The sequence below is a fragment of the Sneathiella sp. genome, assembly GCF_036960985.1.
GTDB lineage: Bacteria > Pseudomonadota > Alphaproteobacteria > Sneathiellales > Sneathiellaceae > Sneathiella.
In genome coordinates this window covers 97,869-111,630 of the sequence record NZ_JBALWD010000002.1, presented here as the reverse complement: position 1 = coordinate 111,630, position 13,762 = coordinate 97,869, and the positions used below count along the sequence as shown (strand labels likewise).

Genomic DNA, 13,762 nt, shown 5'->3' with positions numbered 1-13,762 from the left:
AATGTTACAGGGTTTGTGATCCTCTACCAAACTCCGGATATGCTTCGAGGCCCAGCTCGGCTTTATCAAGACCCATCACTTCATCTTCTTCATCAACGCGGATGCCGATGGTGAATTTTAGGATGAGCCAGAAAACAGTGCTGAGGACAAGGGCAAAAATACCAATGGCGACAACACCCGTAAGCTGGGTGACAAGGGTCGCATCAGGATCAGAAATGACAACAGCAAGTGTTCCCCAGATGCCTGCGAATAAATGCGCTGGAATGGCGCCGACGACATCGTCAATCTTGAGCTTGTCAAGAAAGGGAACAGCCAGCACAACGATGATACCGCCAACCGCACCGATCAGGACCGCCAGGCCCATGGATGGATCAGCAGGTTCTGCTGTAATGGAAACCAATCCGGCGATGGCACCGTTGAGAGCCATGGTCAGGTCGACTTTTTTATACAGAATTTGCGTGAGGATCATGGCAGCGATGACGCCACCTGCGGCGGCCATGTTTGTATTGGCGAAAACATTCGACATCTCGATGGCACTGGCAGCCGACCCCAGAGCCAGGACAGATCCGCCATTGAAACCGAACCATCCGAGCCACAGCACGAAAGTTCCGAGAGTAGCAAGGGGGAGGTTTGCCCCGGGAATAGGCTGTACCCGGCCATCAGCGGCATATTTGCCTTTTCGGGCACCAAGGATGATCGCGCCCGACAATGCTGCCCAGCCACCGACGGAATGAACCAGTGTGGATCCGGCATAATCTGAAAAGCCCATTTCTGCCAGCCAGCCGCCGCCCCATACCCAGGAACCCTGAATTGGATAGATAATGGCCGTGAGCAGAACAACGAAAGCAAGGAAAGACCAGAGCTTGACCCGCTCGGCGAGGGCGCCTGAGACGATGGAGGCCGCTGTGGCCACAAAAACCATCTGGAAGAACCAGTCAGATGATGCTGAATAGCCACCTTCTTCAAAGGTTCCTTCTAGGGCAGCCGCATCATCGGCTCCCCAAAAGGGACTGAAACTACCGATATATCCGGTTACATCCAGATACATCAGATTATAGCCAATAAGGTAAAAGGTCAGTCCGGCGATGGAATAGAGTGCAATGTTCTTCAGGCAAATGGTTGCCGTGTTCTTGGACCGTACAAGGCCGCTTTCCAGCATGGCAAACCCAGCCGCCATCCACATCACCAAAGCGCCGTTCACAAGAAAGGAAAAAGTATTGAGGACATATGCCGTCTCTGGATCAACAGCTGCAAGGGCAGGTGCTGCGCCCAGCGCCATGAAAGCGGCAAAGGCGACGATCGCGGTTTTTAAAGTTCGTATATTACGCATGAAAATTCTCCTAGAGCGCGTCAGCGTCAGCTTCGCCCGTGCGAATGCGGACGACATTATTTAAGTCGTAGACAAAGATTTTCCCGTCGCCGATCTGACCGGTTTTTGCGGCGCTGGCGATGGCCTCGACCGTTTGTTCAACCAGTTCGGATTTTACAGCCACTTCGAGTTTGATTTTTGGAAGAAAGGAGACCGCATATTCGGCGCCTCTATAAATTTCGGTATGTCCTTTTTGGCGACCATATCCTTTAACTTCGGATGCGGTCAGCCCCTCAACACCAATGGACGTGAGGGCATCGCGCACCTCATCCAGCTTGAAGGGTTTAATTACAGCCATAACCAGCTTCATGATTTTTAACCTCTGCGGCTTGTTGTGATCAAAGGACGATCGCCCTAGATTTCAGAGATATGAATACAAGAGCTGTGCCAACAAAATGCGTGGCTATTTAAGTGTTAAATATCAATAGGTTGGAGAAATGGTGAGATTGAGAGGCGCGAAAACGCCCGTAAATATGCTTAATTAATAATCACTTATCTTATGATGACTAATATTTAAGCATTTATGGGTTGAAGGGCCTTCTCCGCGGCCGCACTGAGGCGTAAAAGCTTGCCTTCCTGATGTGCGGGGGCCATCAGCATCATGCCAACGGGGAGTCCATCCAGCTTACCGCAGGGCAGGGTTGTCGCACAAAGCTTAAGGAGATTTCCAAGCCTTGTGAGGCTAATAGACATGATCGTTGCCGCAAGATACGCTTCCACATTGTTAAGAAGCGGCGCAATTTCCGGGGGGTGTTGTGGTTGCGTTGGACCGACGACAAGATCATATCCTGCCGTCTGCTTAAGATATTCTTTTTCGAGTCGCTTCATTCCGTCAAACAGCGCTGTTACGCCGACTGCGGAGTATTCCTCGGCCGCGAGAATGCGCTGCGTAATCGGTGCGTACATTCCCTCCGGATTTGCGTGAAGTCGCTCGCCATACATCATGCAGGCTTCAATGGCTGCGGGGCTTCCATGCTTCGTCGACAGAGCTATGACGTCGTCGAATGCCTGTACCGGCCCTTCGGTTACTTCTGCGCCGGCGGCTTCGAGTAAAGCAAGGCCTTCTTTGAATTTGGCCATGATTGTTGGGTCTGTCAAAGCATCAAATTGCGATGTTGCCCGTAAAATACGAACACCTTGCAAAGACACACCCTTCAAGTCGGCAGCGGGCTCACCGGAAAGAACGGCATATAATGCATTTGCGTCGGCGACATCCTTTGTGAGCGGTCCAATGGTGTCCTGCGAATAACAAAGCGGGACAACACCTTCCAGTGAAATGACATCATGAGTGACTTTAAGGCCGGTAATACCGCACCAGGATGCAGGAATCCGGACGGACCCTGCCGTGTCAGAACCAATACCCGCGGCGGCGAGGCCTTGCGCGACGGAAAGAGCGGCGCCTGCGGAGGATCCGCCTGGAACACGATCAACGGTTTTGTCATGTGGATTTGGTCCGGTCCCCGTCCAGGCATTCACGCCAATGCCAGAGAACGCGATATCCGGCATATTGGTTTTGCCCAGGCAAACAAGCCCGGCTCTTGTTGCCCGTTTCAGGCATTCTGCATCCTCAGTTGGTGTCCTGCCTTCCAATAACGGGGCCCCTGCCTCTGTCGCGACACCTGCCGTATCAAACAGATCTTTCCAGGATATAGAAACCCCATCCAACGGTCCCCGGCGCGTGCCGTTTTTAGCACGTTCAGAAGCGGCTGTTGCTTCGGCAAAAGCACGCTCCTTCGTCAAGCGCACATAAATGCGCTTCTCGGGATCGGCTTTCTCGATGCGATCGTAAAAATATTGCGCAAGATCAATTGGATCGATTGCGCATTCCCCTATAAGATGCCCGAGTTCCAGGGCTGTCATTTCGTGCCAAGATTTTGTCATTTGAGGAGACTACCCCTATATACAAAGAGACACAATATGATCGGAAATTAAATACTGTCATGAGTAATACCGGGAAACAAAAAGAGATTAGCGCAGATGTTTTGGTTGTGGGTGGTGGCTTGAATGGTCTGCCTCTGGCCATATCTTTAGCGGCGGCCGGTCTTGATGTCGTCGTGTTGGAACGGCTGGTGCCGGAGACGCTTTTGTCACCGGATTTCGACGGGCGCGTTTCCGCGATCGCTCATGCATCGCGCAATTTGTTTCGATCCGCCGGAATCTGGGATCATATTGAAGAAAAACAGCCGATGCTGGATATTCGGATAACCGATGGTCCGTCAAAGTGTTTTCTGCATTACGATCATCAACAGCTTGGTGACGAGCCCTTCGGTCATATGGTGGAAAACCGGTATTTGAGGGTGGCCATGTCGCGGCGGGCTGCAGAACTAGAGAATTTGAGAATATTGGCGCCGGCAGAGTATCTTTCTATCGACCGACACTCATCTGGCGCCACGGCGTCATTGGCGTCCGGAGAGACTATTTCCGCCCGGCTGGTCGTCGCCGCCGATGGGCGAATGTCGCCATTGCGCGAGCTTGCGGGCATCAAGACGGTGGGCTGGTCCTACAACCAATCTGGCATCGTATGTACTGTTGCCCATGAATTGCCTCATCAAGGCGTTGCTCAGGAAAGATTTCTTAATCCAGGCCCTTTCGCCATTCTACCAATGACGGGTAATCGATCGTCTCTGGTATGGACGGAGGAAACGGTGCGGGCCAAGCAAATCATGGCGTTGCCTGATGACGAATTTCAAGCAGAAATGGCGGCGCGGTTTGGTGACTATTTAGGCGCATTGGAAGTTGTCGGCCCGCGGTGGAGTTATCCGCTCGCACTACATCAGTCGGAGCAATATACAGCTGAACGGCTAGCTCTGATCGGAGACGCCGCGCACGGCATGCATCCAATTGCTGGTCAGGGACTTAATCTTGGATTGCGAGATGTCGCCGCGCTGGCACAAGTGGTTATTGATGCCTCTCGCCTGGGTCTCGATATCGGTGGGTCGACAGTCCTTGAGGATTATCAACGTTGGCGCCGCTTTGACAGTATTGCTTTGTTGGCAATAACAGACGGCCTGAATAAATTATTTGGATCCGACATACCGGTTGTCCGACTTTCCCGGGACATTGGGCTGGCTGCAGTGAATAAAATGCCCAAACTCAAAGGCTTTTTTATGGAACATGCCCGCGGTACTGTTGGAAAGTTGCCCAGAATGTTGCAGGGAAAACCTTTGTAGGGTCGTTACGGATCGCGGCTCAAGCCATTGCTGGAAAGGTTTTCAAGATAAGCTTCCCAAACCGTTTCCTGCTGTAATCCCATTTCATAAAGATAGGACCAGGAAAAAAGCCCGGTATCATGAAGATCGTCAAACTTGATACGAATGGCGTAATTTCCGACGGGTTCCAGCCCCATTATCCCGACATGGCGACGCCCCGAGACAATCTGCTTTTGGGTTGGGCTGTGGCCTTGTACTTCAGCTGACGGACTTTCAACCCGCAACAACTCGGCGGGAAACTGAAAGGCATGGCCATCGGCGAAAGAGACCAGTAACTGCTTTTCTTCTTTTTTCAGCTTGATTTCAATTGGCTTCGGCCGACCGGCATCGTCATATACGTCGCCCGTCATCAACTGTTTTCTCCGTCAAGCTGACGGGCTTCTTCTACCAGCATAATCGGAATCCCATTACGGATCGGATAGGCGAGGCCGGCTTTTTCGCTGACCAGTTCATTTGTCTGCCGATCGTATGAAAGGGTTTGTTTCGTTAGCGGACACACCAGAATTTCCAAAAGTTTGGGATCGACGGTGGGTATATCTTTGTCTGCCATGCGGCTTTCTCTTTCAGGAATTCGAATTATTGCACTGTGTTGTGCATTTGGTCATGCTGCAACATCATTTGCAGAAGACTGATTAACAGCTTGGACCGGGAGGAAATGTCTTCAGCTTCCAGAAGAGCTTGTTTTTCAGCTGGTGAAAAGGGGCAAATCATCGACAGCGTGTTAATCAGGCTGTCATCTTCAAGATGATCAAGGGCTTGCCAGTCTTTTGCATCATTCTCGAACTCTAAAAAATGATGTAAGGCTTCATGCAGCGCATCGCGGTCAATTTGTTGGCTGTGCACTTCGGTCCGGTCTCGTCTATATGTCGCAAAATCTGCATGAACTTGTCGATACGGTGTGCTGACATCCAATTCTTCCAAAACTCGAAACCGGCAAACGCCTTCTAGTGTAATGCGCAGCATGCCATTTGGAAGTTCCGCATATTCACAGATCTTTCCGGCGCAGCCGATAGCATAAATTTCTGGTTCCAGAAGAGAAGATTCAGGGTCTCGGGGTTGTATCATACCGACCAAACGGTGGGTTTCCATCGCGTCATTGACCATCGCCAAGTAACGCGGTTCGAAAATATTCAACGGAAGTTGACCCGTTGTGAGTAAAAGCGCGCCAGTTAGCGGGAAAATTGGTAGAACCGAGGGGAGTTCTTCCAAACCGGTCATGGCGCTCGTTTCAGTCATGAGAATAAAATAGCGGAGAGTTGCCGCCGAAAAGTCTTTGTCAGCGGGTCTGTTGGCCCCAGAACTTCTAGCAATTTGAGGAGCTCTACACGGCCAGCTGCTTCATTCCAATCGCGATCTCGCCGAATAATTTCCATTAGCTCCAACCCGCCAGCTTCATTCTCTCCGCCACCCAAAAGGGCTTGCGCAAGCTCAAAACGGGCTTCGAGATTCTCTGGCGCTGCCTCAACTTTCTGGCGAAGCGGTGCAATATCTTCAGCGTCGACGGCATTTTCCGCCAATGAAATAGCGGCCAATGCAGCTGAGACTACTGCCGATTTCTGATCGTTTGGTTCGATAGCTGCAATCAATTCCTTTGCAGCGTCAATCTCTCCGAGCTGGATATACACCCGCGCCAGCTGGGCTTTTGCTTCAATATGATCGGGGTCCAAGTCGAGAATTTTGACAAATGCTGTCAGGGCAATTTCAGTATTGCCTTCTTCAAGTGCCGCGGTACCGGATTCAAAAGCGGCTTCAATCGGAGACGGGCCGATGGGTCCGGCATGTTTCTCAACGAACTCTTTTATCTGACTTTCAGGGACAGCGCCCATGAAACCATCTACAGGGCGCCCGTCTTTAAAGGCGAAAACTGCGGGAATAGATTTTACCTGCAAGCTTTGAGCGATTTGAGGGTGCTGGTCTATGTCAATTTTTACTAACTCCACTGCCCCCTTGGCGTCCTGGACAACCTTCTCGATCATCGGCCCGAGCTGCTTACAGGGCCCGCACCAGGGCGCCCACAAATCTACAATAACCAACTTCTCTTGACTGGCGTCAATAACATCCTGAGCAAAGGTTTGTGCCGAGCCGTCTTTGACCCAGTTATTACCGGAAGCAGTGTTTTCGTCGAGTAACGTTTCCATAGAATTAATATACCAAAATAGAGTGTTTTTCAAACGAGTAGAAGAATGATCGGTGACAATCACAAACAAGGCAATAGCATCTCTGGCCGCGTTTGTTAAGAGCGCCATAGGAAGGATTTAGGCATGTTTCTCGGTCAATCAAGCCGCAGGGTGTTTTTGTCTATTCTGAACTGTCCAAATTAACGATCAGGGGGGCATGGCCGCAGTCTGAAATAAACATGCTTAAATCCTGCGAAGATATTTGGGTTGTCATGCTGTTGATAAGCGGATGAAAATTTAACATTTCCATTTCCATCATCCGCTCTTCCAGCACGACAGTGACTTTTTGATCGAGGTCGTTGATCAAAGAGAAGGGGGTCACAGATCCCGGTTCAATTCCGAGGGTCTCCTTTAAAAGTTCTGGTTTTCCGAAACTCAGGTTTTTGGCGCCGACCAGCTTACGGAAAGACTTGAGATTTACCGCAGTGTTCTCCAGGCACACTAAAAGATACAAATCCCCGTTTTTGTCTTTTAGGAAAAGGTTTTTGCTGTGGCCACCTGATAAGTCCCGATTTACGGCTTGCGCTTCTTCGACTGTAAAAACCGGATTATGCTGATGGGTTTCAAATTTGATTCCCAGTTGGTTTAATCTTGCAAATATATCCTCAGAAGTCGCCGGCATCGCATTCTCTTTCATACTTGGAAAGGGACGGAAAATAGCGGGCAATTGCCGTTAAGCAAATAAAGAAATTGGAAATAGCATGTTTTTTGTAAAACGCGCTTGCATTCAGGAACCATTTACGTATTATCCCGCCTCGCAACATATGTTGCACGCTCGAGCGGGCGTAGCTCAGGGGTAGAGCATAACCTTGCCAAGGTTAGGGTCGTGAGTTCGAATCTCATCGCCCGCTCCAATTTTCTCAATAAATGTAATTATTTATCGTGATGCTATTCCGATATTGATACCATTCAGGCCCAAAATGCGAATTTCGCCCGGGCTGAATCGCACGATTTTTTCTATCTCAGAACGGTCCACACGACCTCCCGTCACAATGATCCGCCAGCTGGGCACATGTTTCACGTGAAACATTTATATATAATATACCCGTTTAACGAGAAACAAAGAGAGTTCCTGAAATCATTTTTATTTCCGAATATCAATTGCCCGACGAAGAGCGTCTTTTAGCGAGCCATTCATCAAGCGACCAATGATCCCGATGACGTAAAAGCCACAAGGCCGCGAAGCCGGCGAGGGCGGCCAATGCGATTGAAGCATTCCGATTGACGGGAAAATTATCTTCTATGACGAAGGGTGCGATCAGGCTTTGGAAAATTACGATAACGGTCACGAGATGCATGATGAACAACAGGCCATAGGACCAGAAACGCCAGAGGCCGAGTGCTGCCAGCACGCAGATCAAAATTTGCGCACTCCCCATAAAATAAGGAAGGTTTGCGCCGATATCAATTCCGTGAAAATACCCCCAGATTCTAACATACTGTCCGGGCTCAATAATTTTATTGACCGCCCAGACAAACAAAAACCAGGACAATCCCAGCCGCAATATTAGCAACGCAGCGCCATCTCGATGCCGATGAGCATCCGTGTTTTCTGCCGGACTTGCCATTTTGCGCTCCTCACTTGTTGTTGACGTGATGTGTAGAAAATATTTTCATCGAGCGTGAGGCGGGTCAATGAAAATAGGGGTCACAGCCTGTCACTGTTTCGTGACAAATCGGACTATGCCCTGCTATAGGATCCGAGAACGGTTGTGAGGCGCCATAAAGTCAAGTAGCGGCCCTTTTGGCACGATACGGGACGGATTGACGTAGTCATGGCTGCCATAATAATGCGTCTTGATCTCCTCAATTTCGACAGTGTCAGCGATCCCCGGAATTTGGTACAGGTCGCGCAAATAGTTCGACAGGTTTGGGTAATCGATCAATCGGCGTAGATTGCATTTAAAATGTCCATGATAGACAGCGTCAAATCTGACGAGAGTTGTAAAGAGCCGCCAATCTGCTTCACAGATGCCGGACGGTAACAGATAGCGCTGATGGGATAATTTTTCTTCCAGCCAGTCCAACGTGCCGAAAAGTAAATCGAAGCTTTCGCCGTAAGGTTCCGGCTGGCGGGCAAAACCACATTTATATACCCCATTATTCAATGTGTGATAAATCCGATCATTAATGGCATCAATTTCGTCACGATGTGCCTCAGGATAAAAATCGCAATAGGTGGTGGCTATATCTTTGAAACCGTCATTGAGCATTCGAATAATTTCAGAGGACTCATTTGAAACAATGGTCGCTTTCTGTTTGTCCCAAAGAACGGGAACACTTGCTTGCCCCGAGTATTGAGGATCCGCAGCCAGATACACATGATACATGAATTTAGCCTCCTCGACGGGGCTATTCCCGCGAATTTGCCATCCATTTTCAAGCATCATCGGTTCCACATATGTAACTGATATGAAGTCCTCAAGGCCCAATAGCTTGCGGAAAATCATTGTTCGGTGGGCCCAGGGGCAGGCGTGGGAAACAAATAGGTGATATCGATTTTTCATTCCGGGAAATTCAGAAGAATAATCGGCTTGAATCCAATTTCGAAATTTGGTTTCTGTACGGTTAAATTTCCCACTGGATTTTCGCGGATCTACACCCGTGGCAACCCACTCTCCATCAATTAGCCGTCCCACAATCATACTCCCAGTAAATTACCTCAATTGAGAATAGGTTAGTAAAGTAGTTCAAGAAGCAATCAGAAAATAAGAAATTCAGCTTTAATTGGCCCCAATCGAATTTTTTTATGAGTTTGTGTCATGGCGCCATAATGGTGCCACAGTTCTCTTTCAAAAAGGCTGAACAGCAATCATTTCGACGGTTGTTGCCTATCAAATTTAGTTTTGCTTCTATTGTTCTGATTTAGTAAGGAAAAAAAATGGGATGCCTTCTCTGCGGTAGTGAAGTTGAATCGCAAATGCGTAGTTATACTATTGAATATAAAGACCTGGAAACGATTGTCGATTTGCCGGGTTTATTTTGTAGTAGTTCGGACTGCGGTGAAGGAATGATTGAAGAATCCTCATGGGTTTTGGTCGCAAAAATCAAAGCCGAATTAAAGGCCAGTTACCTTGGCGTCATGGCGCCCGATCATATCAAGGAAATACGCGTCAATTTGAAACTGTCGCAACGCCGGGCCGGGCAGATTTTTGGCGGCGGTCCCAACGCTTTTCAAAAATATGAAACCGGAAAAGTAACCATCTCACAGCCGATGAATAATCTGCTTCGACTGGTCTCCAAATATCCAGAATTGATGGTAGAGCTGCGACGTTAGTCGGCAGGGAAATTAGCCGGCCTCAATGAAGGCAATGCTCCTCATTATCCAGCTATTTAAGTCTTCCTCATCTTCGACGATGTTTTCAGTCAAGACGACGTACCCTTTTTTGACAGGTGCTTTTGGAAAATACCGGAGCTGGGTTCCGCCCAATTCGAAGAGTGCGGTACAATCTTCATCAGATAGCTTCAAGGCCAGCCCGACTGGCGATATTGACAGGAAAATGTGCTTGTCAATATAGGCTGCGGCACCACTAAAGAAATGTTTACAAGACAAATCTTGCGAACGGCTAGTTAGCAACTTGTTCGTTTCAGCCAGATGTTGAAGAGCAGAATAATAGGGTTCAGCCATATAGCAAATTAGCACAAAACAACTTATCTAGTACTAAACAATGGTTGATTTTGAATTCCGTGATTACAATGACCGGACGGTTTTGTAACGAAGGAAATTTTATGGATACCATTTTGTTAGCAGTAAACGGCACGCTGATGAGGGGGCTGGAGCTCAATCAAAATCTTTTGGATGCTGCTGCTGAATTTGTCGAAGAAACCATGACGGCACCGGAATACAGGCTATGGACAATCAATGACGTCCATCCCGCTATGCAGCGCGTCGAGACGGAAGGTCGGGAAATAGCACTGGAGATCTGGGAAGTTCCCGTGAACGGGATTAGCCATATATTAATGCAAGAACCGCCTGGTCTTTGTATTGGCAAAGTAAAACTAGTCGATGGTCGTCTGGTTCTTGGCGTTTTGGGCGAAGCGGCCCTCTGTGCAGATCAAAAAGAAATAACCGAGTATGGAGGGTGGCGAAATTATTGCGACAGACCTCTATGAAACCCGATATACCCTACGTGCGAAGCCGCCGGAAATGGTACAATAATTACGAAATTGGCCTTGTAAATTGATTTCTTGATCACACATAGTAACGTATGGGAACGTTTTCGTGACTATAAGAAAAAGTTCTCGTAAAAACAAGGAGTTAAGAAAATGCAAAATATATCGGAAGATGATTTTGTTGCTCCCCAGGACGACAAGGGAAGTAATAACCATGGTGCAAATAAACCGGAATTGGAATTTGCAATGGAATGCCCCGAGGAAGCACATGAAGGGCTTTCTTGGTTCGATACTACTGGTAACGAATTTGGGTAAATAAAATTGATACTGATCCTGCCTCAGTATCATCTTTATTTCTAACAATCCTTAATCTTCGAGAAGGTCTGATCTCGCACCATAATGGGTGCAGAAAGCGTTTGTAAAAACGACACAAGATCTTCTTTTTCTAGAACCGATAAATTCAGAGGCCGTAAAATTTTTTCACCTTCTGAATGTAGCCGGTCTTCGTTTAATTCTGAATAGTGATCCACCACATCTTCTAACGTTGCTAAACTTCCGTTATGCATATACGGGCTGGTATCCGCGACATTACGAAGGGATGGTACTTTAAACTCTCCAAAATTTCGAAACTGTGACTTAATATGTTGCGTTCTAATAGCGTCCAGTTCTGAGCCATCGGAATAGGAACCAAGTAGATTATAGGGACTATTGTTGAGCTTTACGATGCCACCAAACCGTCCTTTATCTACTTTTCCCTTGCCGATAAAATGAGGAATACCGATATCTGCAAATTCGCCATTTGTGAAGAGCGGACCGAAGTGACAGAGATTACATCGGCCTTCGCCGATGAATATTTTTAATCCGCGCTGTGCAGCCAACGGATATGCAGCCATTCCTTTGCGATCATTTTGCTGTAAGGCCGTAACGAAATGATCGAATGAACTCGGCTCTGTAATTAGCGTCTCCTGATACGCGGCCAATGCCTTGCCCGTCAGAACTAAAAGTTTTTCTGAATCGGTTTTCATGGCGGCGGTATTAAAGGTTTTCGCGAACCCGCACGAAAGTACCGGGTCTTTCACTATCACTTTTTTGAGGTGCTCCGCGGAGCTGTCCATTTCCGCAGGCGTCAATATGGGGCGAATACTCTGGGCCCAGAGATTATCATTGGCGCCGTCCCAGCTGAACCAATTTGCCCATCTCAGGTTTGCCAAGCTTGGGGTATGTCGGTCCAAAAGCTGATGGCCCCTGTTAAGCGGCACCCCGTCCATAAATAACCGGTCAGGCTGATGACAACTGGCACAAGCCAGAACATTACCTCGAGACAAGCGTTGATCATGAAATAACTGGTAACCCAGCTTGATCGCATTTTCATCGCCTGAGAATTTGTTAGATGGATCCGCGGGCGCGGCAGGGGGCCATGGACCGTGGCTTAGAATACGCGAGATTTCCGCATCGTCATAAGTGGGTACAGGTTCAGAGGCGGCGGCCGATCCCAACATACTAATCCATGCGAAAAGAACGACAGCATGCTGAGAAGCTCGTCGCATTATTTTAGGACGTGATCCAGAGAAACAGTTTCTGATTGCCCGCCCTCTCTCAGATCGAAAAGGAATTGCCATTGGCCTTGCATATGGAAAACGAAACCTTCTAAACGATATCTCCCATCTCCGAGAGAACTTATACTAGGTTTATAGTTCATTCCGTGCTTGTGCAGGGGCATCGTGGCGCCCGCTATTATTTCGCCTTCAAAAGCAGAACCTGTCTTATCGCAAATCCACAGATCAACAGAAAAAGGTTTGCCGACGACAATCTCTTCCGGAATTGTCGTCAAGGCAACATCATAAGATTGCGTGCCGATTTGTTTGAACGGCGGATCTGGCTGGGCCGGGCAGGCAAATGCGGCTATTGGCATTATCGCTAGCAACGACGCGGTAATACAGGCTAAGCGCAATAAGGGTTTCATTTCTTTAAAGCCCAATTTGACAAGGCGATAGCGTTTTCCCGAGCAATTTTGACAGCGACTTCAGGCGGAAGGTCTTTCAACCATTCGCGCGTCCAGTTGGCGTTATCTTCTACAAAATACCAGCGTTCCGGCGTGTATGTATCCGTGCCAAGCATAATTCGCTCCGGAAATTCGAGAAATAATTGTCGCCATTCCACATCGACTTGTCCGTTATTTGCTTGATCACTCCTAAACGCCAGGTCAGCGGTGAGGTTTGGGTATTTTGCTAACATGCGTCCGACTTTTTCCGGCGCATCAAAACCAGAATGTGCCCATAGGATGCGTGCATCTGGATTTTGCGCGAACAAAAATTCGATCGCTTCCGCATCGGAATGCGCATGCAGGAAAATTTTGTGCTGATCAGCGAGTTCGACAACGCGGCGCATTACCGGCAAATTTGCATCTTCACCAAAGATATGGAATTCACCGATACCAGCGTAGGTATTTGTTTCCAGTCTTTTTTCTAGCATATCAATAACCGTTTCATCCCGAAACCAGGTTCCCAACTCACCGCGCCGGCGATAGGGGCGCAATACGGGAACGATGAGGTCAGGCGCGGCTTCATACAGCATTTGCGTGCCATCATCACTGGAGCTGGAGACAAACGCTTTATTTAGTCCTGCGGCACGTAAAACTTTCACCGCATCATCGGGCGGTAACATATCCCATGCATCGTGGCTGTAATGTATATGGACATCGACCAGTTGTTCGGTCGCCGCAGCAATATGGGGGACAAAAGCAAAAATAGTCAGAGCGGTAAAAATTTTGAACATTTAGCATATCTCCCGTAGTGCCGGACGGATAAAGCAGTGTTTTTAACATTTTATGTCTTTCAATATTCTGGTAAATGTCTGATCCTGTCAAAAGGTCTATGCCTTTGGCTTACTTTTAT

The 13,762-nt window shown here is 48.3% G+C and carries 18 protein-coding genes and 1 tRNA gene; 5 read left to right on the top strand and 14 right to left on the bottom strand.

The window, feature by feature from the left end:
- Positions 1-4: 4 nt before the first annotated feature.
- The 3 genes from V7723_RS01615 to V7723_RS01605 all read right to left on the bottom strand — a co-directional run bounded on the left by V7723_RS01615 (position 5) and on the right by V7723_RS01605 (position 3,250).
- Complete coding sequence (locus tag V7723_RS01615; protein WP_335682668.1) at positions 5-1,330, bottom strand: ammonium transporter; 1,326 nt, start codon at positions 1,328-1,330, stop codon at positions 5-7.
- A gap of 10 nt (positions 1,331-1,340) precedes the next feature.
- Positions 1,341-1,679, bottom strand: a complete 339-nt coding sequence (locus V7723_RS01610) for a P-II family nitrogen regulator (RefSeq protein WP_335682667.1) — start codon at positions 1,677-1,679, stop codon at positions 1,341-1,343.
- A gap of 203 nt (positions 1,680-1,882) precedes the next feature.
- On the bottom strand, positions 1,883-3,250 hold the full coding sequence (locus V7723_RS01605; protein ID WP_335682666.1) for an amidase: 1,368 nt from the start codon (positions 3,248-3,250) through the stop codon (positions 1,883-1,885).
- 59 nt (positions 3,251-3,309) lie between these two features.
- On the opposite strand from V7723_RS01605, the gene V7723_RS01600 reads away from it, so the two are divergent.
- The gene (locus tag V7723_RS01600; protein WP_335682665.1) at positions 3,310-4,539 is read left to right on the top strand and encodes an FAD-dependent monooxygenase; all 1,230 of its coding nucleotides are present in this window, start codon (positions 3,310-3,312) and stop codon (positions 4,537-4,539) included.
- A 5-nt stretch (positions 4,540-4,544) separates the two neighbouring features.
- On the opposite strand, the gene V7723_RS01595 is transcribed toward V7723_RS01600, so the two are convergent.
- The 5 genes from V7723_RS01595 to V7723_RS01575 form a co-directional block, all read right to left on the bottom strand.
- On the bottom strand, positions 4,545-4,928 hold the full coding sequence (locus V7723_RS01595; RefSeq protein WP_335682664.1) for a DUF971 domain-containing protein: 384 nt from the start codon (positions 4,926-4,928) through the stop codon (positions 4,545-4,547).
- Positions 4,928-5,128 carry a Trm112 family protein gene (locus V7723_RS01590; protein WP_335682663.1) on the bottom strand — a complete coding sequence of 67 codons (201 nt, stop codon included), beginning with the start codon at positions 5,126-5,128 and terminating at the stop codon, positions 4,928-4,930. The genes V7723_RS01595 and V7723_RS01590 overlap by 1 nt, the downstream gene beginning before the upstream one ends.
- Before the next feature lie 26 nt (positions 5,129-5,154).
- Complete coding sequence (locus V7723_RS01585; RefSeq protein WP_335682662.1) at positions 5,155-5,814, bottom strand: LON peptidase substrate-binding domain-containing protein; 660 nt, start codon at positions 5,812-5,814, stop codon at positions 5,155-5,157.
- Positions 5,811-6,716, bottom strand: coding sequence for a thioredoxin (gene trxA / locus V7723_RS01580; RefSeq protein ID WP_335682661.1), 906 nt, complete (start codon positions 6,714-6,716; stop codon positions 5,811-5,813). The genes V7723_RS01585 and trxA overlap by 4 nt, the downstream gene beginning before the upstream one ends.
- A 160-nt stretch (positions 6,717-6,876) precedes the next feature.
- A complete protein-coding gene (locus V7723_RS01575) occupies positions 6,877-7,377 on the bottom strand; it encodes a prolyl-tRNA synthetase associated domain-containing protein (protein WP_335682660.1) in 501 nt (166 codons plus the stop codon).
- 157 nt (positions 7,378-7,534) lie between these two features.
- On the opposite strand from V7723_RS01575, the gene V7723_RS01570 reads away from it, so the two are divergent.
- Positions 7,535-7,609 (top strand) — tRNA-Gly (locus V7723_RS01570).
- 243 nt (positions 7,610-7,852) lie between these two features.
- Here V7723_RS01570 and V7723_RS01565 read toward each other — a convergent pair.
- Together V7723_RS01565 and V7723_RS01560 are read right to left on the bottom strand one after the other, a co-directional pair.
- On the bottom strand, positions 7,853-8,323 hold the full coding sequence (locus tag V7723_RS01565; protein WP_335682659.1) for a hypothetical protein: 471 nt from the start codon (positions 8,321-8,323) through the stop codon (positions 7,853-7,855).
- A gap of 123 nt (positions 8,324-8,446) precedes the next feature.
- On the bottom strand, positions 8,447-9,394 hold the full coding sequence (locus tag V7723_RS01560; RefSeq protein WP_335682658.1) for a glutathione S-transferase family protein: 948 nt from the start codon (positions 9,392-9,394) through the stop codon (positions 8,447-8,449).
- Positions 9,395-9,636: 242 nt separating this feature from the next.
- Here V7723_RS01560 and V7723_RS01555 point away from each other — a divergent pair, with 242 nt between their 5' ends.
- Entirely contained in the window at positions 9,637-10,032 is a 396-nt protein-coding gene (locus V7723_RS01555; RefSeq protein WP_335682657.1) for a type II toxin-antitoxin system MqsA family antitoxin, read from the top strand.
- Positions 10,033-10,044: 12 nt separating this feature from the next.
- On the opposite strand, the gene V7723_RS01550 is transcribed toward V7723_RS01555, so the two are convergent.
- On the bottom strand, positions 10,045-10,383 hold the full coding sequence (locus V7723_RS01550; RefSeq protein WP_335682656.1) for a TfoX/Sxy family protein: 339 nt from the start codon (positions 10,381-10,383) through the stop codon (positions 10,045-10,047).
- 101 nt (positions 10,384-10,484) lie between these two features.
- Here V7723_RS01550 and V7723_RS01545 point away from each other — a divergent pair, with 101 nt between their 5' ends.
- Positions 10,485-10,868, top strand: coding sequence for an allophanate hydrolase-related protein (locus V7723_RS01545; RefSeq protein ID WP_335682655.1), 384 nt, complete (start codon positions 10,485-10,487; stop codon positions 10,866-10,868).
- Between the two features lie 153 nt (positions 10,869-11,021).
- Positions 11,022-11,183, top strand: a complete 162-nt coding sequence (locus V7723_RS01540; protein ID WP_335682654.1) for a hypothetical protein — start codon at positions 11,022-11,024, stop codon at positions 11,181-11,183.
- 41 nt (positions 11,184-11,224) lie between these two features.
- Here the strand turns inward: V7723_RS01540 and V7723_RS01535 are convergent, their stop codons facing one another.
- Genes V7723_RS01535 through V7723_RS01525 form a run of 3 tightly spaced genes read right to left on the bottom strand, consistent with a single transcriptional unit; the run spans position 11,225 to position 13,643 of the window.
- On the bottom strand, positions 11,225-12,415 hold the full coding sequence (locus V7723_RS01535; RefSeq protein ID WP_335682653.1) for a cytochrome-c peroxidase: 1,191 nt from the start codon (positions 12,413-12,415) through the stop codon (positions 11,225-11,227).
- Complete coding sequence (locus V7723_RS01530; RefSeq protein ID WP_335682652.1) at positions 12,415-12,831, bottom strand: hypothetical protein; 417 nt, start codon at positions 12,829-12,831, stop codon at positions 12,415-12,417. The genes V7723_RS01535 and V7723_RS01530 overlap by 1 nt, the downstream gene beginning before the upstream one ends.
- Positions 12,828-13,643: an amidohydrolase family protein gene (locus V7723_RS01525; protein WP_335682651.1), complete on the bottom strand. Its 816-nt coding sequence runs from the start codon at positions 13,641-13,643 to the stop codon at positions 12,828-12,830. The genes V7723_RS01530 and V7723_RS01525 overlap by 4 nt, the downstream gene beginning before the upstream one ends.
- Positions 13,644-13,762: the final 119 nt, after the last annotated feature.